Annotated in this window: 21 protein-coding genes; 12 read left to right on the top strand and 9 right to left on the bottom strand. The window is 66.8% G+C overall.

Annotation, left to right across the window (positions count from 1 at the left end):
• Positions 1–447, bottom strand: a 447-nt coding sequence (locus Q4F91_RS07565; RefSeq protein WP_303336349.1) for a signal recognition particle receptor subunit alpha, incomplete at its 3' end; no start/stop codon positions are given.
• 344 nt (positions 448–791) lie between these two features.
• Here Q4F91_RS07565 and Q4F91_RS07560 point away from each other — a divergent pair.
• The 4 genes from Q4F91_RS07560 (at position 792) to Q4F91_RS07545 (ending at position 3,227) form a co-directional block, all read left to right on the top strand.
• On the top strand, positions 792–1,601 hold the full coding sequence (locus Q4F91_RS07560; protein WP_303336347.1) for an inner membrane protein YpjD: 810 nt from the start codon (positions 792–794) through the stop codon (positions 1,599–1,601).
• Between the two features lie 11 nt (positions 1,602–1,612).
• Positions 1,613–1,891, top strand: a complete 279-nt coding sequence (locus Q4F91_RS07555; protein WP_303336345.1) for a PP0621 family protein — start codon at positions 1,613–1,615, stop codon at positions 1,889–1,891.
• Positions 1,892–1,900: 9 nt separating this feature from the next.
• The gene (gene ampD, locus Q4F91_RS07550) at positions 1,901–2,542 is read left to right on the top strand and encodes a 1,6-anhydro-N-acetylmuramyl-L-alanine amidase AmpD (protein WP_303336343.1); all 642 of its coding nucleotides are present in this window, start codon (positions 1,901–1,903) and stop codon (positions 2,540–2,542) included.
• Between the two features lie 133 nt (positions 2,543–2,675).
• Positions 2,676–3,227 (top strand): YggT family protein, encoded by a 552-nt coding sequence (locus Q4F91_RS07545; protein WP_303336342.1) that lies wholly within the window; start codon positions 2,676–2,678, stop codon positions 3,225–3,227.
• 86 nt (positions 3,228–3,313) lie between these two features.
• Here the strand turns inward: Q4F91_RS07545 and Q4F91_RS07540 are convergent, their stop codons facing one another.
• The 6 genes from Q4F91_RS07540 to Q4F91_RS07515 all read right to left on the bottom strand — a co-directional run bounded on the left by Q4F91_RS07540 (position 3,314) and on the right by Q4F91_RS07515 (position 8,948).
• Positions 3,314–4,264: a carbohydrate kinase family protein gene (locus tag Q4F91_RS07540; RefSeq protein ID WP_303336340.1), complete on the bottom strand. Its 951-nt coding sequence runs from the start codon at positions 4,262–4,264 to the stop codon at positions 3,314–3,316.
• The gene (locus Q4F91_RS07535; RefSeq protein WP_303336338.1) at positions 4,261–5,028 is read right to left on the bottom strand and encodes a DUF3426 domain-containing protein; all 768 of its coding nucleotides are present in this window, start codon (positions 5,026–5,028) and stop codon (positions 4,261–4,263) included. Before Q4F91_RS07535 ends, Q4F91_RS07540 begins: the two co-directional genes overlap by 4 nt.
• Positions 5,029–5,046: 18 nt before the next feature.
• The gene (prmA, locus tag Q4F91_RS07530; RefSeq protein WP_303336336.1) at positions 5,047–5,946 is read right to left on the bottom strand and encodes a 50S ribosomal protein L11 methyltransferase; all 900 of its coding nucleotides are present in this window, start codon (positions 5,944–5,946) and stop codon (positions 5,047–5,049) included.
• A 101-nt stretch (positions 5,947–6,047) separates the two neighbouring features.
• The gene (gene accC, locus Q4F91_RS07525) at positions 6,048–7,406 is read right to left on the bottom strand and encodes an acetyl-CoA carboxylase biotin carboxylase subunit (RefSeq protein WP_303336334.1); all 1,359 of its coding nucleotides are present in this window, start codon (positions 7,404–7,406) and stop codon (positions 6,048–6,050) included.
• Between the two features lie 24 nt (positions 7,407–7,430).
• On the bottom strand, positions 7,431–7,904 hold the full coding sequence (gene accB / locus Q4F91_RS07520; protein WP_303336332.1) for an acetyl-CoA carboxylase biotin carboxyl carrier protein: 474 nt from the start codon (positions 7,902–7,904) through the stop codon (positions 7,431–7,433).
• 372 nt (positions 7,905–8,276) lie between these two features.
• A complete protein-coding gene (locus tag Q4F91_RS07515) occupies positions 8,277–8,948 on the bottom strand; it encodes a hypothetical protein (protein WP_303336330.1) in 672 nt (223 codons plus the stop codon).
• A gap of 214 nt (positions 8,949–9,162) precedes the next feature.
• On the opposite strand from Q4F91_RS07515, the gene mpl reads away from it, so the two are divergent.
• The 4 genes from mpl (at position 9,163) to mgtE (ending at position 14,947) form a co-directional block, all read left to right on the top strand.
• A complete protein-coding gene (gene mpl, locus Q4F91_RS07510) occupies positions 9,163–10,518 on the top strand; it encodes a UDP-N-acetylmuramate:L-alanyl-gamma-D-glutamyl-meso-diaminopimelate ligase (RefSeq protein WP_303336328.1) in 1,356 nt (451 codons plus the stop codon).
• On the top strand, positions 10,515–11,156 hold the full coding sequence (locus Q4F91_RS07505) for a YqiA/YcfP family alpha/beta fold hydrolase (protein ID WP_303336326.1): 642 nt from the start codon (positions 10,515–10,517) through the stop codon (positions 11,154–11,156). The genes mpl and Q4F91_RS07505 overlap by 4 nt, the downstream gene beginning before the upstream one ends.
• 88 nt (positions 11,157–11,244) lie before the next feature.
• Positions 11,245–13,287 (top strand): ribonuclease catalytic domain-containing protein, encoded by a 2,043-nt coding sequence (locus Q4F91_RS07500; protein ID WP_303336324.1) that lies wholly within the window; start codon positions 11,245–11,247, stop codon positions 13,285–13,287.
• Positions 13,288–13,462: 175 nt separating this feature from the next.
• On the top strand, positions 13,463–14,947 hold the full coding sequence (gene mgtE, locus Q4F91_RS07495; protein ID WP_303336322.1) for a magnesium transporter: 1,485 nt from the start codon (positions 13,463–13,465) through the stop codon (positions 14,945–14,947).
• A 91-nt stretch (positions 14,948–15,038) separates the two neighbouring features.
• On the opposite strand, the gene Q4F91_RS07490 is transcribed toward mgtE, so the two are convergent.
• Positions 15,039–15,326 carry a KTSC domain-containing protein gene (locus Q4F91_RS07490; protein ID WP_303336320.1) on the bottom strand — a complete coding sequence of 96 codons (288 nt, stop codon included), beginning with the start codon at positions 15,324–15,326 and terminating at the stop codon, positions 15,039–15,041.
• A gap of 741 nt (positions 15,327–16,067) precedes the next feature.
• Here Q4F91_RS07490 and Q4F91_RS07485 point away from each other — a divergent pair.
• The gene (locus Q4F91_RS07485; RefSeq protein WP_303336318.1) at positions 16,068–17,138 is read left to right on the top strand and encodes a transglycosylase SLT domain-containing protein; all 1,071 of its coding nucleotides are present in this window, start codon (positions 16,068–16,070) and stop codon (positions 17,136–17,138) included.
• Positions 17,139–17,141: 3 nt separating this feature from the next.
• On the opposite strand, the gene Q4F91_RS07480 is transcribed toward Q4F91_RS07485, so the two are convergent.
• Positions 17,142–17,894: a 16S rRNA (uracil(1498)-N(3))-methyltransferase gene (locus Q4F91_RS07480; RefSeq protein WP_303336317.1), complete on the bottom strand. Its 753-nt coding sequence runs from the start codon at positions 17,892–17,894 to the stop codon at positions 17,142–17,144.
• A gap of 138 nt (positions 17,895–18,032) precedes the next feature.
• Between Q4F91_RS07480 and tkt the strand changes: the two genes are divergently transcribed.
• The 3 genes from tkt (at position 18,033) to Q4F91_RS07465 (ending at position 22,552) form a co-directional block, all read left to right on the top strand.
• On the top strand, positions 18,033–20,051 hold the full coding sequence (tkt, locus tag Q4F91_RS07475; protein ID WP_303336315.1) for a transketolase: 2,019 nt from the start codon (positions 18,033–18,035) through the stop codon (positions 20,049–20,051).
• A gap of 149 nt (positions 20,052–20,200) precedes the next feature.
• On the top strand, positions 20,201–21,208 hold the full coding sequence (gene gap, locus Q4F91_RS07470; protein ID WP_303336313.1) for a type I glyceraldehyde-3-phosphate dehydrogenase: 1,008 nt from the start codon (positions 20,201–20,203) through the stop codon (positions 21,206–21,208).
• A gap of 141 nt (positions 21,209–21,349) precedes the next feature.
• Positions 21,350–22,552 (top strand): phosphoglycerate kinase, encoded by a 1,203-nt coding sequence (locus Q4F91_RS07465; RefSeq protein ID WP_303336311.1) that lies wholly within the window; start codon positions 21,350–21,352, stop codon positions 22,550–22,552.
• The last annotated feature ends 165 nt before the right edge of the window (positions 22,553–22,717 follow it).

Here is a 22,717-nt window from a genome sequence, read left to right as displayed (position 1 = left end):
AATGGCGGCCGGGCGGTACACGTCGCAGGAGACCGTGAGGACCTTTTTCTTCTGGTCGTTGATGAGCCAGCGGGCGAGCTTGCCGGCGGTGGTCGTCTTGCCCGCGCCCTGCAGGCCCGCGAGCAGGATGATCGCCGGGGGCTGGACGCGGAAGTTGAGCTCGCGCTCGCGCGGCTCGAGGTCGCCGCCGATGATCGCCGTGAGCTCGCGCTGCACGACGCCCACGAGCGCCTGGCCGGGATTGAGGTTGCCGACCACCTCCTCGCCCATCGCCTTTTCCTTGATGCGGGCAAGGACCTCCTTCACCACGGGGAGGGCAACGTCGGCCTCAAGGAGCGCCAGACGCACCTCGCGGAGCATCTCCTTGGTGTTGGCTTCGGTGAGGCGCGCCTGACCGCGCATGGTCTTGACGATCTTGGAAAGTCGCTGGCTGAGTGAATCGAGCATGGGTGTCTTGGTGTGACCGATCTGAGGTCGCTGATTGGCGGCGCTGAGCGGCGGGCGCCGAAGAGGGAATCTCTATTCAGCGCTCAGTAAGGCTCGGCCTTAAAATGATCTGACGCTGACCGTGACTCCTGCGGGGGCTCCGTCAACACGGATTTCCCGTCCGCCCCGAAGGGGGAGGCAAGGAGGTGGTCAGAGGTGAACACGTTATTTTAGAGAAGAGCCGGGAGCGGTGCGTCCGTTCCGGGTGACCCGCGGGGAGGCGGGCGGTGCGGACATGCGAGTCCCCGCTGCAAGTCCCGTGAGGCGAATCTCTTCTCGGCAAAAGAAGGCGGAAGCTTCCTCAAATGTCAGTTCAACTCATCTTCACCGGCCTCGCCGCGCTCCTTTACCTCGCGGCCGGCATCGCGATCGTGACCGCCATGAAGAAGGGCGCCGACGCGCGCGCGTCGTCGCTGATCCGCTGGCCGGTCCTGCTCGGTCTCATCATGCACGGCCTCGCCATCCAGGGCGAGATGTTCCAGCCCGAGTCCGTGCACTTCGGCTTCGGCTACGCCGTCTCGGTGATGTTCTTCTTCGCCGTGATCATCCTGCTTATTGAGTCCTGGGTGCACAGGCTCCACGCGCAGTTCGGCATCGTGCTGATCGCGGCGGCCTTCGGCGCGGTCTTCCCGGCTATCTTCCAGGGCAGCGCCGTCGCCGCGTCCGGCTGGACCGCGCTCTTCCGCTGGCACCTTCTCACGGCGCTCGCCGCCTACAGCTTCATGGTGATCGCCCTCGTGCACGCGATCCTGATGTCGATCCAGAACCGGCAGCTCAAGTCCCCCGGCACCGCGAACGGCTTCATTGACTCGCTCCCCGGCTTGATCGTCATGGAGCGCATCTTCTTCCGCATCGTCGGCTGCGGGTTCGTCCTCCTCACGCTCGTCCTCATCATGGGCGCGTGGGTGACGAAGGAGGCCTACGGCGTCTTCTTCCAGTTCGACCACAAGATGATTCTCACGTGGATCTCGTGGATCATCTTCGGCGTGCTGCTTCTCGGCCGCTGGCTCGCGGGCTGGCGCGCCCGCACGGCGCTCCGCCTCTTCTGGGCCGGCTTCATCGTCTTCGTGGTCGCCTACTTCTGCTACAGCTTCATCGTTGAAGTCTTCCTCTGAGGGAGCGTTGAATGAGCAGGATTCTTTTCTTTCTCGGCATCTTCGCCGTCATCGCGATCTGCTGGACGCTCTCGCGCAAGAAGCAGGAGCTCTCGATCAAGGAGCGTGACGAGCTCGAGGAGCTGCGCCGCAACGAGCGCGGCCGCAAGAACGCGGCCGCGGTGATCGGCGAGCCGATGGAGAAGTGCGAGGAGTGCGGGCTCTACATCCCGAAGCGCGACGTCGTGCGCCGCGGCTCCCACACCTACTGCTCGGCTCGCTGCCGCGACGCGGCCGCCAAACGTGAATAAAGCGAGCAAATGACCTCATACGAGGAAGGGTGGCTCCCGGGCCTCAGGCACCGCGAGAGCCCCCACCGTGACGAAAGACCCGCCGGCGACGCGGGTCTTGTCACACTTGCCGTCGTGCACTTCATTTCGCTCCCTGCGGGCGAGTTCGGCGGTCCCGCCGTCGACGACCTCTTCATGGGGACGCTCGACACCGCGAAGCCGGGCGAGGAGACGCTCGGCGACCTCATGGGCCTGCGCGTCTCGTCGCACTTCCTCATCCGCCGCACGGGCGAGACGATCCAGTACGTGAACGTTTTTGACCGCGCCTGGCACGCGGGGCTCTCGAACTTCCGCGGCCGCAACGCCTGCAACGACTTCTCGGTCGGGATCGAGCTCGAGGGCACGGGCGAGGTGCCCTTTGAAGACGTGCAGTACGCGGCGCTCGGGAGCCTGATGAGGCGCCTCGGGGAAATGCTCCCGATCACTCACGTCACCGGCCACGAGACGATCGCGCCGGGCCGCAAGAGCGATCCGGGTCCCTTCTTTGACTGGGAGCGGCTCCGCGGGATGCTCCCCGCCCGGATGCAGCTCGCCATCGCGCCCGGGGACTGCGACCGAGGGATGCTCGCGCGCCGCATTGAGGAACTCACGCGGGCGGCGCAGGGCAGCTGAAGAACCGCCCGGAAGACACGGCCCGATTTGTCTCAAACATTAAAGACGATTCCGGTGCGGGGACCCGCTGCGGCATAATCAATAGTTGCACCCGGTCAGGGACCGCCGTCCGCCATTCTTTCGAGACTTTTCCATGCTCGCTTCCGCTCTGCACTTCATCTTCGGCATCGTCTTCGGCTTTTTCGGAGCGATTCTTCTGCTGCGGGCCTGGCTCTACTACTGGGCGCTCTCGCCCCGTCATCCGCTCTGCCAGCTCTGCAAGCAGATGAGCGACTGGCTCGTGGGACCGCTCTCGAAGACCTTCAAGTCGAAGGGCGGCGTGGACTGGGCGTGCCTTGTCGCGGCGCTTCTCACCGCGGTGATCGCCGTGGTGGTGAACCGCACGATCGGCTACGGCTTCACGACCCCCGTGGCGCTCATCATCGCGCCCTTCGCGATGGTCGCCCGCTGGGCGCTCGAGATGATCTCCTGGGGCACGATCATCTGGTGCGTGATGACCTGGACGAACCGCGAGCACATGATGACCTACACGCTCGCGATGCTGCTTGACCCCTTCATGCGCCCGATCCGCCGCGTCGTGCCGACTTTCAAGGGCTTTGACTTCGCGCCGCTCATTCTCGTCGTGGTCGCGAACCTCCTGCTGATGATCGCCATTCCGCTCTCGCGCGGGTTCTTCTACTTTTAACGAATAAAACCCGTCCCCCGACAGAACGAAGGCCGCCCGTCAAATTCGAGCGGCCTTTGATCTTTTGAGGAAGTCAGAATGACGCCTCAGAAGGGCGCCTCGCCCCAGACCGAGGCGTAGTCGCGGCGGGCAGTTTCCAGATCAAGCTGATAGTCCTGCGCCGTGGCGGCGGCCACCTTGTGCGCGGACGCGACCGCGCCGAGCCGGGCGGACTCAAGGAGCGAGAGTCCCATGGAGAGTCCGGCCAGAAGCCCGCCCCTCATCGCGTCGCCCGCGCCCACGGCGCTCACGGCTTTGACGGGGACGGTCTCGATGAACTGCGGCGTCGCTGTGCCGGCTTCAAGGAGCTCTGCGCCCTTTTTGCCGAGGGTGCGCAGCACGAATTTTCCCTTCGCGGCGATCGCAGCCGGGGAGAGACCCGTGGCGGCTTCGAAGAGCTGCGACTCGTACTCCGAGTAGGCGATGCCGATGCTGCCCATGAGGATCTCGGTGAGCTCGCGCCCCGAGAAGAGCGGGAGCTCCTGCCCGACGTCGAAGATGTACGGGACGCCGCGCTCTGTGCAGGCTTTCGCCGCGTGGAGCGTGGTGGCGCGGCCGCCCGGCGAGAGGATCGCCACCGTCGGGCGCACTTTCTCTCCGTCGATCACGGGCCAGGGAACCTCGGGCGTGCGCTCCGTCGCACCGGGGTGGAAGGCGCCGAGCTGGCAGCCGTTCGCGTCGGTGAGGATGAAGCACTGCGCGGTATAGGCGTCCTCAAGCTTTGCGATTCCGTCGGTGCGGATTCCCATCGAGCGGAAGCGCTCAAGGTACGCGTCGCCGTCCGTGCCCACGGCGCCCCAGAGGACGGGGTCGCCCCCGAGGCGCTTCATGGAGACGGCGATGTTCGCCGCGCATCCGCCGAAGTCGCGGCGCATGCCGCGGGCGAGGAAGGTTGTGTTGAGGTTCGCGAGGTTGGTTTCGACGAACTGACGCGCGAAGGTGCCCTCATGCGAGAGCACCGTGTCGTAGGCGATCGAACCGGTGAGCAGGACGCTCATCGGCCGTTGTCCGAGGCGAGCGGGCGGATGGAGACGCCGGCGGCGTCATGCGCGAGCTCGATCTTGAAGTCGATCATCGTCTCGGTCGACTCGCCCGCCGGAAGAACCGCGGGCTTCTGCGGGAAGCCGTAGTCGACGGGATCGAGAACGCGCGAGGCGATCGTGTCGCCCGCCGGGTCAAGGAGCTTCACCTCGAGCGACGGCAGCTGCTGCGGGTGCTCGGAGGTGTTCGTGAGACGCATGCGGACGGCGGGACTCTTCAGGCCCTTCTCTTGGTCGGGCTCGAGCGAGCCCTCGGCGCGGAAGGCCTTGGCGTTCGTCCAGTAGAACTGCGGGCAGGGAACCTGCGTGCAGACCTTCTCGTAGACCGGACGCAGGAACGGAGCCTGGGCGAGCACGAACTGGTGCATCAGCAGGAACCCGGAGGCCAGCGCCACGAGGAAGCAGAGGAAGCCGAAGATGAGGAGCAGGAACGCCTTCGCACCGGAGCGCTTCGTGACGTAGAGCGCGGGGCGCGGGGCCGCCGAGACCTGCTCGACGGGCTGGGCGCTCGCGACGAGCGCGTCCTTCTCGGCCTCGGCCTGCGCCGCGCGCGTGGCCTTCTCCTCGGCGAGGAGGGCGTTGAGCTTCTCCTCGGCGACGTCGACGTGCTTCGCCTCCTCGGCGGTGAAGGTCTTGCTGCAGGCGCCGCAGCGGTACTGCGGAGCGGGTTCGGTGAGTCGCCAGAGGGCGTCGCAGTGCGGGCAGCGAAGAATTCGGACCATCTTGCTTTTCTCCGGAAATCAGTTCTGACGGCTGCCGGCGAGGCAGACCCAGCCCGAGTCCTCACGCCAGACCGAGAGCGGCAGCGTCGGATCGGCGGCCGCGTAGGCGGCGATCACCTCGTCGGCCTGGCGGGCGAGGACGCCCGAGAGGACGAGCCTGCCGCCCGGGGCGACGCGGCCGAGCAGCGCGGGAGCGAGGAGCTTGAGCGGGTTGGCGAGGATGTTCGCCACGACCACCGAGAAGCGGCCCTCGGGCATCGCGTCGGGGAGGTGGAAGTCAGCCTGCGCGCCGTTCGTCGAGGCATTGTCGCGCGCGGCCTCGACGGCCTGCGGGTCGATGTCGGTGCCGGTGACGCGGCCGGCGCCGAGCATCTTCGCGCCGATCGCGAGAATGCCCGTGCCGCAGCCGTAGTCGAGGACCGAGTCATGGGCGTGAAGGTTCTCGTCGAGCCAGTTGAGGCAGAGGCGCGTCGTCGGGTGCGAGCCCGTGCCGAACGCCACGCCCGGGTCGAGGCGCATGATGAGCGCGTCGGGCTCCGGCGGCTCGCTCCACGAGGGAACGATCCAGAGGCGGGGCGAGACGTGCGCGGGCTGGAACTGGGCCTGCGTGATGCGCACCCAGTCCTGGTCCTCGACGTCCGAGGTCTCGAGGAGTTCCGGCGCGTCACAGCCCGCCTGCGCGACGGCGGCGGCGAGCGCACCCTGGAAGTCGAAGCCGTCGGCCGTGAGAATCGAGATGATCGAGCGCGGCCAGGCCTGGGTCTGGGGCTCGAGGCCCGGTTCGCCGTAGAGCGGCTGCTCGTCGGTGCTGTCGGCATCGGCGTCCTCAAGGGCCGCGGAAAGCACGCCTGCGTCAAGGAGCAGGTCGGAGAGTTCCTCGGCCGAGCGCTGGTCGGCGAGGATTCGGTATTCACGCATGACTGGAGGTTCTCTTCTGAGGAGGGAACGTAAAAAAGGAAGCGGAAACCGTCCTGCGATTTCCGCTTCCCGTGGATTTTAAGGTAACTCGGGGCTGAGGATCAGGCGCGGCTGACCTCGCGCGCGTGGAGCATCTCCTCGAGGTAGTGGATGCTCGTGCCGCCGCGGGCGAAACGCTCGTCGGCAAGCAGCAGCCTGTGGAGCTTCACGTTCGTCTTGATGCCCTCGCAGGCGAACTCGGAGAGCGCGACGCGCATGCGGGCGATCGCCTGCTCGCGGGTGTCGCCGTAGGCGATGAGCTTGCCGATCATGCTGTCGTAGTAGGGCGGAACGGTGTAGCCCGCGAAGACGTGCGTGTCGATGCGGATGCCGGGGCCGCCCGGCAGGTGCCAGGCCGTGACCTTGCCCGGGCAGGGCGTGAACTTGAACGGATCCTCGGCGTTGATGCGGCACTCGATCGCGTGGCCGTGGAACTCGATGTCGCGCTGCTTGTAGCGCAGGCGCTCGCCGGCGGCGATGCGGATCTGCTCGCAGACGATGTCGACGCCCGAGATAAGCTCGCTGACGGGGTGCTCGACCTGCACGCGGGTGTTCATCTCGATGAAGTAGAACTCGCCGTTCTCGTAGAGGAACTCGAACGTGCCGGCGCCGCGGTAGCCGATGCGGCGGCAGGCCTCCACGCAGCGGCTGCCGAGTCGCTCGATCGAGCGGCGCGGAATGCCGAAGGCGGGCGCCTCCTCGAGGACCTTCTGGTTGCGGCGCTGCATGGAGCAGTCGCGCTCGCCCAAGTAGATCGCGTTCTGGAAGTTGTCCGAGAGAACCTGGATCTCGATGTGGCGCGGGTTCTCGAGGAATTTCTCCATGTAGACGGTCGGGTTGCCGAAGGCGACGCGGGCCTCCTCGCGGGTCATCGAGACCGAGGTGAGAAGCGCGGCCTCCGTGCGCACGACGCGCATGCCGCGGCCGCCGCCGCCGCCCGAGGCCTTGATGATGATCGGGTAGCCGATCTCGCGGGCGATGCGCAGGATTTCCTGCGGATCCTCGGAGAGCGCGCCGTCGGAGCCGGGTACGCAGGGCACGCCCGCGTCACGCATGGCCTTCTTCGCGCTAACCTTGTCGCCCATCAGGCGGATGCTCTCGGCGCGCGGGCCGATGAAGGCGAAGCCGGAGCGCTCCACCTGCTCGGCGAAGTCCGCGTTCTCGGAGAGGAAGCCGTAGCCGGGGTGGATGGCCTCGGCGTCCGTCACCTCCGCGGCGGAAATGATGGCGGGAATGTTGAGATAGGAGAGCGTGGACGAGGCAGGTCCGATGCAGACGCTTTCGTCGGCAAGTCGGACGTACTTGGCATCCGCGTCGGCCGTCGAGTGCACGGCCACGGTCTTGATGCCCATCTCACGGCAGGCGCGCTGAATACGCAGCGCGATCTCGCCGCGGTTGGCAATGAGGACTTTTCCAAACATTCTTTTCCCGCTGTGGGTTGATCTTTAGCCGAGGATGACGAGGGGCTGACCGAATTCGACCGGCTGGCCGTTCTCGGCGGCGAACGCCTTGACGACGCCGTCCTTGTCGGACTCAACCTCGTTGAGGAGCTTCATGGCCTCGATGATGCCGATCACCTGGCCCTTCTTGACGTGGTCGCCCACCTCGATGAAGGGAGCGGCGCCGGGCGAGGGGGCACGGTAGAAAGTGCCCACCATGGGGCTGGTGATCGCCTCGGAGGAAGCGCCCTCGGCCTGCGGGGCGACGGGCGCGGGAGCGGCCGCGGGGGCGGGCGCAGGCGCCGGAGCGGGAGCCGCGACCGGGGCGGGCGCGATGGCGATCGTGCTCTGAAGGGGCTGCGCGGGCGCGTTCGTACGGTTGACGATGCGCACGTGGTCTTCACCTTCGGTGATCTCGAGCTCGGCAACGCCGCTTTCGCTCACGAGGTCAATCAGTGTCTTGAGTTTACGCAGATCCATGGATGTTCAGAGATGTGGGTTTCAGAGTACGGGCAGGGCGGCAGGAAGCACTTGCCGCCCGCAGGGCTCCGCAGTGTATTGGGGAGGCGAAAATTCCGCAAGCGCGGCCTTCTCGCTCTTTACTCCGCTCATCAGCGGACAATTCAGCGCAATTCTGCGCATTCTCCCTGCATCTTGTCAAAGGGTTTCTTTGCGCCAGGAGTGCCTTTTCTGATGTCAACTGCCGTCAACTGCTCTGAAAAGCCTTCCGTCTGCGCTCTTTTCCCCGGAGTAGGGAAGCCGGGGCAAACGACACCGCCTCCCCCGGGGAGGCGGAAATGTCTTTGGCGCAAGTTTAGAGAGCGGACGAGCGCTTTGGATGCCGGAAATGGGCTAATCCTGTGCTACGAAAAAGGATGAGGCGGTAGTAGTTCTCATCTCGTCCAAAAGTGCGGAAACCCCCTGTGCCCCAAGGGATCCGGAGGATTCGAGCGCCGTCTGCGTCTCGTCGGGCGCCTCATCCGCGGGAAGAGGCGCGTGGGGCGGGGCAACGCGGACGAGGAGCGTCTCGCCTGCGACCGAGGTCGCGATCGTGATCACATCCCTGCGGACGCCGCCGCTCCCGGAGTTCCTCAGGCGCATGAAGCGCGTGGGCCAGGGGGTGTCAAAAGACTCCGCCTCGAGTCCGGCCGAGAGGAGAGTGATGGCTGCTTCCTTTTCTCCCATCGCGCGGGTGACGAGCTCGACGGGCGAGCGCTCGGTCGCCTCGCCCGAGAGCACGACGCCGATGAGTCTCAAGTCGAGCTCAGGCACGCGGCGCATGAGCTCGAGCGCCGCCCGGCGTTTCTCAAAGAGCACCCGCGCATGCGCCTCGGGCGAGAAGAGCGCGAACCAGCGGCGGATCTCGCGGGCGACCGCCTCCGCGTCAGGCACGGCACCCGTGGCTGTGCGCGCGTCCGCGAAGGCGCTCTTCCAACTCGCGCTCTCGGCGGCGATGAGTCGTGCGGCAAGCGCGGCGGCCTCTGCCGCGGCGCGCGTTCCGGCGGGGGCGGAATTCTTCGGCATGTGGGTTCCTCACAGGTCTCGGAAAAGGTTCGGGCACTCATTCTAGGGCGGTCGCTTTGGTATCTGATCATGTCAGGCGTCAGAGGAGTCACTTGCCGGACCTCCGTTCCGTGTGCGGATGGGCGACAATGCCCGTTCGTGAAAAGAATTCATCCGGGCGGCGCGGCACCTCAGGTGAGAAGCGCACCGTCCAGTTCAGAAGAAGACAAGCGTCATGCACATTCATATCCTCGGTATCTGCGGAACCTTCATGGGCGGCGTCGCGCAGCTCGCGCGCGCGGCCGGCCATCGTGTGAGCGGCTGCGACCTCAACGTCTATCCCCCGATGAGCACCGCGCTCGCCGCGAACGGCATCGAGATCATCAAGGGCTGGGGCGCCGAGCAGATCGACCTCAAACCCGACCTCTGGGTCGTGGGCAATGCCGTCTCCCGCGGCAATCCGCTTATCGAGGCGATCCTCAACGCGGGGCTCCCGTACATCTCGGGCCCGCAGTGGATGAGTGAGAACATCCTGCAGGGCCGTCCCGTGCTCGCCGTCGCGGGCACGCACGGCAAGACCACGACGACCTCGATGCTCACGTGGATCCTCAAGGAAGCCGGCCTCAACCCGGGGTTCCTCATCGGCGGCGTCCCCCGCTGGGGCGACAAGACCGCGGAGCTGGGCGACCCGAAGGCCCCCTTCGTGATCGAGGCCGACGAGTACGACACGGCCTTCTGCGACAAGCGCAGCAAGTTCGTGCACTACCGTCCGCGCGTCGCGATCCTCAACAACCTCGAGTACGACCACGCGGACATCTTCCCCTCGCTTGAGGCCATTGAGATCCAGTTCCACCATCTCGTGCGCACGATCCCCTCGGAGGGCACGATCATCGCGAACGCGAAGAGCCCGGCTCTGGACCGCGCGCTCGCGCGCGGCTGCTGGTCGAGGCTCGAGCGCTTCGACGCGGAGCCCGGCACCCCCGCGGGGTGGACGCTCTCCGAGGACGGCACGGCCTCCTTCGAGGGCAAGGAGATCGGGAAAATCGAGATCGGCATGCCGGGGCGCTACAACGAACTCAATGCCCTCGCGGCCGTCGCCGCGGCCCGCGCGATCGGCGTCGATCCGCAGAAGTCGCTCGCCGCGCTCGCCACCTTCCCCGGCGTGCGCCGCCGTCAGGAGGTGAGGGGAGAGGCCGACGGCTGCACCGTGATCGATGACTTCGCGCACCATCCGACGGCGATCCGCGAGACGCTCGGCGCGGTGAAGGCGAAGTACCCGGGCCGCCGGATCCTCGCGATCCTCGAGCCCCGCACCTCCACGATGAAGCTCGGCACGATGAAGGGCGAGCTCGCCGGGGCGCTCGCCGCCGCGGACGAGGTTTTCTGCTACGCCGGCGCGGGCGTGCGCTGGGAGCCCGGTGAGGCGCTCGCGGCGCTCGGCCCCAAGGCCCGCGTCACGCACGACTTCGAGGTGCTCATGAAGGACATCCTCGCCGAGGCGAAGCCGGGCGACGTGCTTCTCTGCATGAGCAACGGCGGCTTCGGCGGCATCCACGGCAGGCTTCTTGAAGGCCTGAAGGCTCGCGAATGACCGGTCCCGTCACTCGTCTGATCTACGTCCACGGCTTTCTCTCGTCGCCCGCCTCGGGAAAGGCGCAGCTCCTGCGCGGTCTCTGCGCGGCCGAGGGGTGGACGTTCGAGGCGCCGGACCTCAATCTCGCGCCCAGGGACGTCGACCGGCTGCTCAGCGACCGCATCGCGGCACTCACGCCGGAGGAGCGGAAGCGCACCTTCATCGTGGGCTCGAGCCTCGGTGGCTTCTACGGTCTCAGGCTCGCGCGCCGCTTCGGGCTTGCCGCGGCGGTCGTGAACCCCTGTCTCAACCCATGGGACCTGATTCCGGGGCAGACGGGCGAGCGGCAGATCTACGGCACGGACCGGTTCGTGACGGTTTTGCCAGAGTACGCCGACGACCTGCGTGCGCTCGCGGCAGAGGTGCCACCGGCGCCCGATCCCGCGGAGAGCGCGCTCGTGCTTCTCTCCACCGAGGACGAGGTGCTCGACTGGCGGCTCGCCGACCGCGCGCTCGCGCAGTGCCCGAAGTTGATCAGCACGGGCGACGAGCACCGCATGGCGCGGTTCGAGGCCTATCTGCCGGCGGTCGCGGGGTTCTTCCGGGGATTCCTCGCTGAAGAAGCGCAGGGGGTTTCTTCCGATAGTGCAAAATAGCGGCCTCGCAGAAAAAACGCAGAGACCGGCGGAATGCCGGCCAAGTGAACAGAACAACAGCCAAGACGAAGATAAAGAAGACGAAGACATGAATCTCTATTTTGAGGAAGACGGCGCCTTCAAGGCCGGCACGGTGCTCGGACAGGCGGGCAGCGCCTATCAGGTTGAACTCACGACCGGGCGCAGAACGAAGATCAAGGCGTCACATGTCTTTTTCTCCTTTGAGTCGCCCTCGGCGGCCGAGCTCATCGCGCGCATCCCGGAAGCGGCCGCGGAGCTCGACCCGGCCTTCCTCTGGGAGGCCGCGCCCGAGGGCGAGTTCGGCGCGGCGGACCTCGCCGCCGAGTACTGGGGCGATTCTGCGGGTCCCGTCGAGAAGGCGGCGCTCCTTGTGACGCTCCACGCCAATCCCGTCTACTTCTACCGCAAGGGCCGCGGTGTCTACCGCAAGGCCCCGGCGGACATCCTTGCCAAGGCCCTGGAGGCGCTCGAACGCAAGCGCCGTCAGGAGGAGCAGAAGAAGGCCTGGACCGCCGAGATGGTCGCGGGGAAGCTCCCCGAGCCGCTCGCGCGCCAGGCGCTCGCGCTCCTCGTCACCCCGGACCGCAATTCCATTGAATGGAAGGCGCTCTCGGACGCGGCCGCGGAGACGCGGCAGACGCCGCTCCGCCTCATGCTCGCTCTGGGCGGCATCGCTTCGCCCTGGCGCTGGCACGTCGACAGCTTCTACGCGCTCAACTTCCCGCGCGGCCGCGGGTTCCCGGACAATCTCCCCGAGCCCCCGCAGACCGACTGGGCGGAGCTCCCGCTCGCCGACGACGTCGATGCCTTCTCGATCGACGATTCCGAGACGACCGAGATCGATGACGCGACGAGCGTGAAGCACCTGGACGGCGGCATCACCCGCGTCGGCATCCACATCGCCGCGCCCGCGCTGATGATTGAGCGCGGCAGCCCCCTTGACGCCGTCGCGCAGGCCCGCATGAGCACCGTCTATGCGCCGGGCTTGAAGACCACGATGCTCCCGGAGAACTGGGTCGCGGCCGCCTCGCTCGACGAGGGCCGCGTCGTGCCCTGCCTCTCGCTCTACGCCTGGGTGAAGGACGACACGTTCTCGGTCGAGCGCACCGAGACGCGCCTTGAGCGCATCCGCATGAGCGCGAACCTGCGCTACGACAAGATCGACAGCCTCGTCACCGAGGAGGCGATTGAGGCGAATACGCTCGACATTCCGTATGCCCACGAGATCAGCTGGCTCTGGCACTTCGCGAAGCACCTGCAGCACGGCCGCGAGGAAGTGCGCGGCCGCCCCGAGCCCGTGGGCCGCGTCGACTGGTTCTTCGCGCTCGAGGGCGAGGGCGAGGACGCGAAGATCCACGTGAAGGGCCGCCGCCGCGGCGCGCCCCTGGACCTCCTCGTCGCCGAGATGATGATCTTCGCCAACAGCACCTGGGGCCTCTGGCTCGAGGAGCACTCGACGCCGGGCATCTACCGCTCGCAGCGCATGGGGCGCGTGCGCATGAGCACCTCGCCCGGGCCGCACGACGGCCTCGGCGTGCTGCGCTATGCGTGGAGCACGTCGCCTCTGCGCCGCTACGTCGACCTCGTCAACCAGCGCCAGATGATCACGGCGCTGCGCGGCGAACCGCCGGCCTACGCCCGCAACGACGTCGACCTCTTCGCGATCGTGAGCCAGTTCGAGAACATCCATGCGCTCTACGGCGACTTCCAGACCCGCATGGAGCGCTACTGGTCGCTGCGCTGGATCATCCAGGAGGGGCTCACCTCGATCGAGGCGATCATCGTGAAGGGCGACCTCGTGCGCATCGACGGGCTCCCCTTCATGCAGCGCGTGCCGGGGCTGCCCGAGGATCTGCCGCGCGGCCGCAAGGTCGAGCTCCGTATCCTCGGCTGCGACCTCGTGGATCTCGTGATGGACGCTCAGCTCGTGCGCGTGCTCGACGAGTCGCTCACGCCCGAGGAGGAGGAGGCTCTGGAGGAGGAACTCAATCAGGAACTCGAAGAGGCCGCGCCCGCCGAGACCCCGGAGACGCCTGAAGGCGCCGAAGCCGCTGAGGCGGCGGAGGGCGCTCCCGCCGCGGATGCCGCGCCTGTTGGATCCGCCGGCTGAAGTCTCCGCCATCAGGCTTAGGTATTTTGTAATAAACCCGTGGTAACCTCACGGGCGAATTCATGCGCCTGTCACAAATGATGACGGGCAACGCCGCCGCGCCCGGCTTCTCCGGAACGAACAGAGGAGAGGCCGGCCGTGTTTCTTCAACCCCCAAGCCGCAGGGACGATTCCGATGAGCCGCGAGGACGAATCCGGAAAGCTCGACGAAGAGGAAGAGAGCCAGCCGACGCTCGACTCCGACGAGGCGAGCCGCGCCCTTGCGAGGGTCCAGCAGATCCTTGACGAGGACGAGGACCGGGCGAGGGAGCTGAAGCGCGAGCGCGAGGATGACAGCGACGCGCGATTGATCACACCCGAGGCCGCGCAGGAACTGCGCGATGTCCTCGAGCCCCTGCACCCTGCGGACATCGCCTGGGTGCTCGAGGCGCTGCCGCTCGATGACCGTCTCGCGGTCTGGAATCAGGTCCAGAGCGAGTCGGACGGCGACATTCTTCTTGAGGTCAACGAGGGCGTCCGCGAGACCCTGATCGACGCGATGGATCGCGACGAGCTCGTTGACGCCGTCGAGACCCTCGACACCGACGAGATCGCCGACCTCGTCGAGGACCTGCCGCCCGACGTGATGGCGGAGGTCCAGGAAGGCCTCTCGCACGAGGAACGCGCACAGCTCCGTGCGGCCATGTCCTACCCCGAGGACTCGGTCGGCGCCCGCATGGACTTCGAGATGGTCTCGATCCGTGAGGAAGTCACGGTCGACATGGTGCTGCGCTATCTGCGCCGCTTCAAGACCCTGCCGGATCACATGGACCAGATCTTCGTCGTGGACCGCCAGGGGAGACTGAAGGGCACGCTCTCGATCGTCGAGATGCTCACGAACGATCCGACGACGCAGGTCCGCAAGATCATGCAGACCGAGTCCTTCACCCTCAACCCGCTCGATGAGGCGACGGACGCCGCTCAGGCGTTCGAGCGCTACGACCTGGTGAGCGCGGCCGTGGTCGACGAGGCCGGCCGTCTCGTCGGCCGACTGACCGTCAACGAGGTCGTTGACGTGATCCGTGAGGAAAGCGAGGAGGACGCCTTCGGCGCGGTCGGTCTCGATGACGAACAGGATATCTACGGCGGCGTCTGGGACTCCGCCAAGGGACGCTGGCTCTGGCTCGGCGTGAATCTCTGCACGGCCTTCTTCGCGAGCCGTGTGATCTCGGCCTTCGACGGCACGATCTCCAAGGTCGTGGCGCTCGCGGCCCTCATGCCGATCGTGGGCGGCATGGCGGGCAACTCGGGCAACCAGACGCTCACGCTTCTCGTGCGCTCGCTCGCCATGGGTCAGGTGACGATGGGCAACACCATCGACATCTGGAAGAAGGAGATCGGGGTCGCCCTCATCAACGGCGTGATCTGGGGCGTGATCGCGGGTCTCTGCGCCTGGGCGCTCTATTTCGACTCGCCGCAGGGCAGGACGCTCGGCCTCGTGATGGCGCTCGCGATGTTCCTCAACATCGTCCAGGGCGCGATAGTCGGCATGGCCGTGCCGCTCATTCTCAACAAGCTCGGCCGCGACCCCGCGATGGGCGGCTCGGTGCTCCTCACCTTCACGACCGACTCGGGCGGCTTCCTGATCTTCCTCGGACTCGCCACGATCTTCTTCGCCTGACTTGGGTGAACTCGGCTGAAGTCTTCTAAAAAACGAACGCGCCCGAAAGTGCTGAGCTTCCGGGCGCGAAATGTTTTTGGGAGCGGGGTTTTCAAAGGTCGCCGAAGAGGCGCTTGAGCTCATCGATCGGCTTCTTCTCGACGGGCGCCTCGGAATCGCTCTCCTTCGCGGAGATCTCGTGGACCGAGAAGACCTCCTCGATCTCCTCCTTCCAGTAGGTGTGCGGGGCGCTCGAATGGAGGAACCGCTCCGCGGTCTCCGGGCCCACGTTCGTCGCACGCAGGATGCGGCCGGTGTCGAACTCAACGTCGAGCACCCGCTTCGTGCGGTCGTAGCCGGCGCTCGCGATGCCGCCGCGGTGAATCGGTTTGCGCTTCATGTCTTCTCCTTTTGCGGGAGAGATTCGGCTCCCGCTCGTGCAGTCATTTTAGGTTGCGCCGCGGCACGCGAGAAGACGTTCCGCTCCTGCTTCGCAGTCCCGTTCATGCGTCATGTTCCGTGCGGAATGAGGCTCCGCACGGATCTCCCGGGGACGGGGCAGGGCGTTTCTGATGCGGAAAAACGACGGAGAGATCACCCCCGGCCGCTGCGGACGGGGTGCGGCAGGGAGACTTTCACCCGTTCCCGGAGGAGTCCGTGTAAACAGAAAAGACCCCGCTTTCCGGGCGGGGACGGAGGCCGGGACCCCGTCTGAATTCAGGGAAAGATCCCAATTACAGGTCGTCCGAAAGGTGGTAAGGGCCTCTACTTGCGGACACCTTATTTCGGGTACACTCCGGGAAAAATCAGCTGACAGGGGCACCGCCCGGGAAAGGCCTCCAGAGAACCCGGAGAGGCCGGAGAAGAAAGAACCCGAGGGCGGCGTTCCTGTTTCACAAAAACACGGAGGCGTCAGTCTCAGGCGGCAGAAAATTTGCGTGACCGCCCGGCGCCTCGCCCTTCACCAGGAGTCGCCGCAGCTCCGGTCGGGCGGACTTCCGTCCGCTGTACTTCGATCCGGATCTGCCGCGAGGAACCCCAGTCCCCGAACCCCTTGAGTTTCCCGGTTCGCGCGCCTCGGACACTGTTCCCTCAGGCGCGGGGTCTCTTCGTGCCCGAGGCGGCCCGCAAGTTTCCTTTTATGAAGACCCGCAGCAAAAACACTTCCCTTTCGATCAGCGTGACCGACGAGAAACGCCCGTCGAAGTTCGAGCGTTTCTGGCCCGTGGGCTGCATCGCGCTTCTCTGCGTCGCGGCCGCGCTCTGGCTCCATGCCCTCGGCTACACGAAGGCTCCCGTCCCCGCCCCTGTTCAGGAGCAGCAGGCGGCCGCGGAGGACGTGGCCCCGGCCGGCGTGATCGAGCAGGAGGAGGAGCGCGCCGTCGAGCTCGCGAGCAAGTGGGAGGCCGAGCATCCGGACGGCGAGAACCAGGATCCGAGCAAGATCGGCGTCTCCGGCAACGAGGTCGCGACCTACATCGCGCGCAGCTACCGCCTCACGATGGCCGACGCCCGTCAGATCACCGCCTGGGCGGTGGAGATCGGCGCGGGCTTTGACGTGGATCCGCTTCTCATCCTCGCGATCGCGGGCACCGAGTCGAGCTTCAACCCGAAGGCCAAGAGCGGCGCGGGCGCCGAGGGCCTGATGCAGGTGATGACCCGCGTGCACACGGACAAGTTCACGGCGTTCGGCGGCCCCGAGGCCGCGCTCGAGCCCTATCCCAACATGGTGGTCGGCACCTCGATCCTCTCGCGCCTCATCGCCCGCACGGGAAGCGTCACGAAGGCGTTGAAGTGGTACTACGGCGCCGCGAACCGCCGCTCCGACGGCGGCTACTCCGACCGCGTCTTCCGCGAGAGGAGCCGCCTGCTCGTCGCCGCATCCGGCGACTCCGACCGCGCCGTGCAGCTCTCGCGCACGAAGCGCACGGGCCCGTCCTACGTGAAGGGCAAGGGCGGGGTGAAGCAGTTGGGCTACAGCGAATGGGCCGAGATGGCCGAGGCCGTCGAGACGCGCGCCTCCGCCGCGGGGAAGGCCCGTCAGCTCGGAAACGGCTCGGCCGTGAAGCCCGCTGCGCCCGCGGCTGCGGCTTCCGCGACTGCCGCCGTCCCTGAGAATCCCGTCAAGGTCGCTCCCGCGGCCGCGCCGGCCGCGGAGCAGAAGGCGGCCGCCGAGACCGCCGAGGCTGCCCCGGCCGCTCCTCAGCAGTAAATTTCAGGCGCCCGTCCGGGGAAAGTCCCCGGCGAGCGTTCCGACCCAGCAGGCGGCGGCGAGAGCCGCCGTTTCCGTTCTGAGCACCCGGGGCCCCAGGAGCATCGGGCGCCAGCCTTTCTCCGCGGCGGCTGCAATCTCGGCGGCGGTGAAGCCGCCCTCGGGACCCACCGCGAAGGCGACGCTCGTGAGCCCGGGCTTCACCGAGGCCGGAGCCTTCGTCGCCTCCACGCCCGGCGCGAGCATGAGGCGGAGTTCCGCTTCCGTTGTTTCCAACGCCTTCGCAAGGCTCTCGGCCTGGATCGCGGGCACGACATTGCGGCCGCACTGCTCCGCGGCGGACCGTGCGATGTCGCGGAAGCGCGCGAGGCGCTTCTCGAGCCGGTCTCCTGAGAGGCGCGTCACGGAGCGCTCCGCCGGCACGAAGATGATCTCCGAATAGCCCGTCTCCACGGCCTTCTCCACGATCCAGTCGGCCTTCTCGGGCGCGACCATCGCTTGGATGAGCGTGAGTTTCAGGGGCGGCTCCGCCGTGCGCTCGGCCACCGTGTCGACCGTGACCCAGGTGCGGTCCGCGGAGAACCCGATCGGGCCCGACCACGAGAGACCGGAGCCGTTGAAGAGCTCGACGCGCTCGCCCGCGGCGAGCCTCAGGGCGCGCCCCGCGTGGTGCGCGGCCTTGGGCGGGAGCTCAAAGTCGGCGCCGACCTGGAAAGCGTCGTCGGGTGCATCGATGAAAAAACGCGGTATGGCCATGGCTGAGAGGGTTCGGGAGAGGCGGTGATTGGTAGAAGTGACTAAGCGGAATGTTAAAATACCGCCGATTTCTGAGGGGCCGCGCGGTCCGTCCGCCTGCGCCCCGTTCCATTCTCTTCCTCTCGAGAACGAATTCACATGTCAAACGTCTCTCCCCAGACGATGGCCAACGCTATCCGTGCGCTCGCCATGGACGCCGTCCAGAAGGCCCGTTCGGGCCACCCCGGCATGCCCATGGGCATGGCTGACATCGCCACCGCGCTCTGGTCGCGTCACCTGCGCTTCAATCCGGCCGATCCGAAATGGGTCGGCCGTGATCGGTTCATCCTCTCGAACGGCCACGGCTCGATGCTGCAGTACGCGCTGCTGCACCTCACGGGTTATGACCTCTCGCTCGATGACCTGAAGGCCTTCCGTCAGCTCGGGAGCAAGACCCCGGGTCATCCTGAAGTGGGCGTGACCCCGGGCGTCGAGACGACGACGGGCCCGCTCGGCCAGGGCATCGCGAACGGCGTCGGCATGGCGCTCGCCGAGAAGCTGCTGGCCACGGAGTTCAACCGCGAGGGCTTCCCCGTCATTGACAACCGCACCTATGTGTTCCTCGGCGACGGCTGCCTCATGGAAGGCATCAGCCACGAGGTCTGCTCGCTCGCGGGCGTCTGGGGCCTCGGCAAGCTCATCGCCATCTATGACGACAACGGCATCTCGATCGACGGCGACATCCGCGGCTGGTTCCGCGACGACACCCGCGGCCGCTTCGAGGCCTACGGCTGGCGCGTGATCGGCCCGGTCGACGGCCACGACATCGACGCGATGGACCGCGCGATCGCGGACGCGAAGTCGACCGACGACAAGCCCGTCCTCATCATCGCCAAGACCACGATCGGCAAGGGCTCGCCCAACCGCCAGGGCACCGCGAAGGCCCACGGCGAGGCTCTGGGCGACGAGGAGATCGCCAACACCCGCGCCGCGATCGGCTGGGAGTACCCGCCCTTCGAGATTCCCGCCGACGTCTACGCCGCCTGGGATCACCGCGCCGAAGGCGCGAAGATCGAGGCCGAGTGGCAGGAGATGTTCGCGGCCTACGAGAAGGCTTATCCGGAGCTCGCGAAGGAACTCAAGCGCCGCCTTGCCGGCGACCTTCCCGAGGACTGGGACGCCAAGGTGATGGACGCCGTGTGCGCCGCCGCTGAAGCCGGCGAGACGGTCGCTACCCGCAAGGCGAGCCAGAAGGCGCTCAATGCCCTCGCTCCGGTTCTGCCCGAGCTCCTCGGCGGCTCCGCCGACCTCACGGGCTCCAACCTCACGAACTGGGTCGACGTGAAGAGCCTCAACACGGGCGACTTCCACGCGCGCCACATCAGCTACGGCGTGCGCGAGTTCGGCATGTCCGCGATCCTGAACGGCGTCGCGCTCTTCGGCGGCTTCATCCCCTACGGGGCGACCTTCCTCACGTTCTCCGACTATTCGCGCAATGCCCTGCGCATGTCGGCGCTCATGAACCTGCGCGTCATCAACGTCTTCACGCACGATTCGATCGGCCTCGGCGAAGACGGTCCGACGCACCAGTCCGTCGAGCACGTTCCGTCGCTGCGCCTCATTCCGGGCATGGACGTCTGGCGTCCGGCCGACACGGTCGAGACGATCGTCGCGTGGGCTTCCGCCATCGAGCGCCGTGACGGCACGAGCGCGCTCATCTTCTCGCGCCAGAACCTTCCCTTCATCGACCGCGAGGAGGTCGACACCGACGCGATCAGCCAGGGCGGCTACGTGGTCGCCGAGGCGCCGCTCGGAGCGGGCGAGGCGCAGGTGATCCTGCTCGCCACCGGCTCCGAGGTGGGTCTTGCGATCGAGTCGAGGAACCTGCTCGCCGCGCAGAACATCCAGGCCCGCGTGGTCTCGATGCCCTGCACGAGCCGCTTCGACCGTCAGACGAAGGAATACCGCGAGTCGGTCCTCACTCCGGGCACCCCGGTGCTCGCGATCGAGGCGAGCCGCACGGACCTCTGGTGGAAGTACTTCACGGGGCCCGGCGACGTGCTCGGCGTCGACACGTTCGGCGAGAGCGCCCCGGCGGGCGTCCTCTGGAAGAAGTTCGGCTTCACCACCGAGAACGTCATCGCCCGCGTCGAGGCGCTCCTCGCCCGCAAGGCCTGACCTCCCGAACCCCTTTTTTCCTTCAAAGCCCGGTCCGCGCCGGGCCTTTCCCCTTTTCCGCAGGGGAAGGGCAAGGCGGACTCCGGGCCTGAAAGGAAACCCGATCTCCCTCTTTTTCGTCAACAGCCACACGAAGGATCATCAGCAGTATGACTATCCGCGTCGCCATCAATGGCTTTGGCCGCATCGGCCGCAATGTTCTCCGCGCCCACTACGAGACCGGCAAGAAGCATGACATCGAGATCGTCGCCGTCAATTCGCCCGGCGACGTCACGATCAACGCGCACCTTCTGCGCTATGACACCGTTCACGGCCGCTTCGCCGCGACCGTCGAGTCCGACGGCAAGGACATGTTCGTCAACGGCGACCGCATTCGTATCTTCGGCACCCGCAACCCGCGCGAGCTGCCCTGGAAGGAGCTCGGAATCGACGTCGTGATGGAGTGCACGGGCGCCTTCAACTCGAAGGAGCTCTCGCAGCCGCACCTTGACGTCGGCGCGAAGAAGGTTCTGCTCTCCGCCCCGGGCAAGACGGCCGATGCCACGATCGTCTACGGCGTGAACCACAGGACGCTGAAGGCCTCCGACATCGTCGTCTCGAACGCCTCCTGCACGACGAACTGCCTCGCCCCGCTCGTGAAGCCCCTCCAGGACAAGATCGGCATCGAGCGCGGCCTGATGACGACCATCCACTCCTACACGAACGACCAGGTCCTCACCGACGTCTATCACAAGGACCTCCGCCGCGCCCGCGCCGCCACGCACTCGATGATCCCGACGAAGACCGGCGCCGCCAAGGCCGTCGGCCTCGTGCTCCCCGAGCTCAACGGCCGCCTCGACGGCTTCGCCGTCCGCGTCCCGACGATCAACGTGAGCTTCGTTGACCTCACGTTCCTCGCCAAGCGCGACACCACGATCGACGAGGTGAACGCCGTCCTCCGCCAGGCGAGCGAGGGCGAGCTCCAGGGCATCCTCGGCTACTCCGAGCTGCCGCTCGTCTCCTGCGACTACAACCACGACGCGCACAGCTCGATCTACGACGCGACGCTCACGAAGGTCTCGGGGCGCCTGGTCAAGGTCATGGCCTGGTACGACAACGAGTGGGGCTTCTCGAACCGCATGCTCGACACGGCCTGCGCGATGATGGAAGCGAAGTGATCCGCGTGACTGTCAGCCTCCGTAAAGACTGAAGGAAAGCCGCCGGCTGCCCGCCTGCCCCTCGGGGACCCAGCGGACGGCGGCGGCTTTCTGACTTCTGTGACGAACCCGAATTCCTTTCTCCTGAGAGACAGAAAAAAAATGCAAGTCAACACCCTTGAATCGCTCGCGAAGAGCGGCAGCCTCGCCGGCAAGCGCGTCTTCATCCGCTGCGACCTCAATGTGCCCCGCAACGAAGAGGGTCAGATCACGAACGACGCCCGCATCGTCGCGAGCCTCCCGGCCATGCGCCTCGCGCTCGAGGCCGGCGCCGCCGTGATGGTGACGAGCCACCTCGGCCGCCCGAAGGAAGGCGTGCTCACCCCCGCTGACTCGCTCAAGTGCGTCGCCGACCGCATCGGCGAGCTCCTCGGCCGCGAGGTCCCGGTCGTCGCCGGCTGGGCCGACGGCGTCGAGGTGAAGCCGGGCGAGCTCGTGGTGCTCGAGAACTGCCGCTGCAACGAGGGCGAGAAGAAGTGCAACGATGAGCTCGCCAAGAAGTACGCCGCGCTCTGCGACGTCTACGCGAACGACGCGTTCGGCACCGCCCACCGCGCCGAGGGCACGACCTACGGCATCGCCAAGTACGCCCCCGTCGTCTGCGCGGGCCCCTTGATGGCCAAGGAAATCGACGCCCTCACGCAGGCGCTCGAGGCTCCGAAGCGTCCGCTCGCCGCGATCGTCGCGGGCTCGAAGGTCTCGACCAAGCTCACCATCCTCTCGAATCTCGCCGAGAAGGTCGACCAGCTCATCGTGGGCGGCGGCATTCTCAACACGTTCCTCCTCGCCGCGGGCCATCCGATCGGCAAGTCCCTCGCCGAGCCCGATCTCGTCGACGAGTGCCGCAAGGTGCTCGACATCCTCGCGAAGAAGGGCGCCACGCTCCCGATGCCGGTCGACGTCGTCGCCGCGAAGGCCTTCGCCGCCGACGCCCCTCACCGCATCTGCGGCGTTGACGAGGTGGCCGAGGACGAGATGATCCTCGACGTGGGCCCGAAGACCGCCGAGATCCTCGGCAATGCTCTGAAGAGCGCGGGCACCATTGTCTGGAACGGCCCGGTCGGCGTCTTCGAGATGAAGCCCTACGCCGGCGGCACCGAGGCGCTCGCCAACGCGATCGCCGAGGCCACCGAGAAGGGCGCGTTCTCGATCGCGGGCGGCGGCGACACCGTGTCCGCCATCGACGTCTTCGGCGTCAAGGACCGCATCTCCTACATCTCCACCGGCGGCGGCGCCTTCCTCGAGTTCCTCGAGGGCAAGAAGCTGCCGGCCGTCGCGATCCTCGAGGAGCGCGCGGACAAGTAAGGTCCTGCGCTTTCCGAAGGAAACCGGACTGCGGCCGGTCCGGGGATGCCCCCGCCGGCCGCGTTCAGGATGCGACACCAGGCACCTTCGTGAGTTCGCCCCTCTCCGGGGAGGTCTGAGCTCAGGGGGTGCCTTTTGTTTCTATAACTTTGCTAGAAAAGTTAT

The organism is Sutterella sp. (assembly GCF_030539355.1).
GTDB lineage: Bacteria > Pseudomonadota > Gammaproteobacteria > Burkholderiales > Burkholderiaceae_F > Sutterella.
This window is presented reverse-complemented; position numbering and strand designations above follow the sequence as displayed.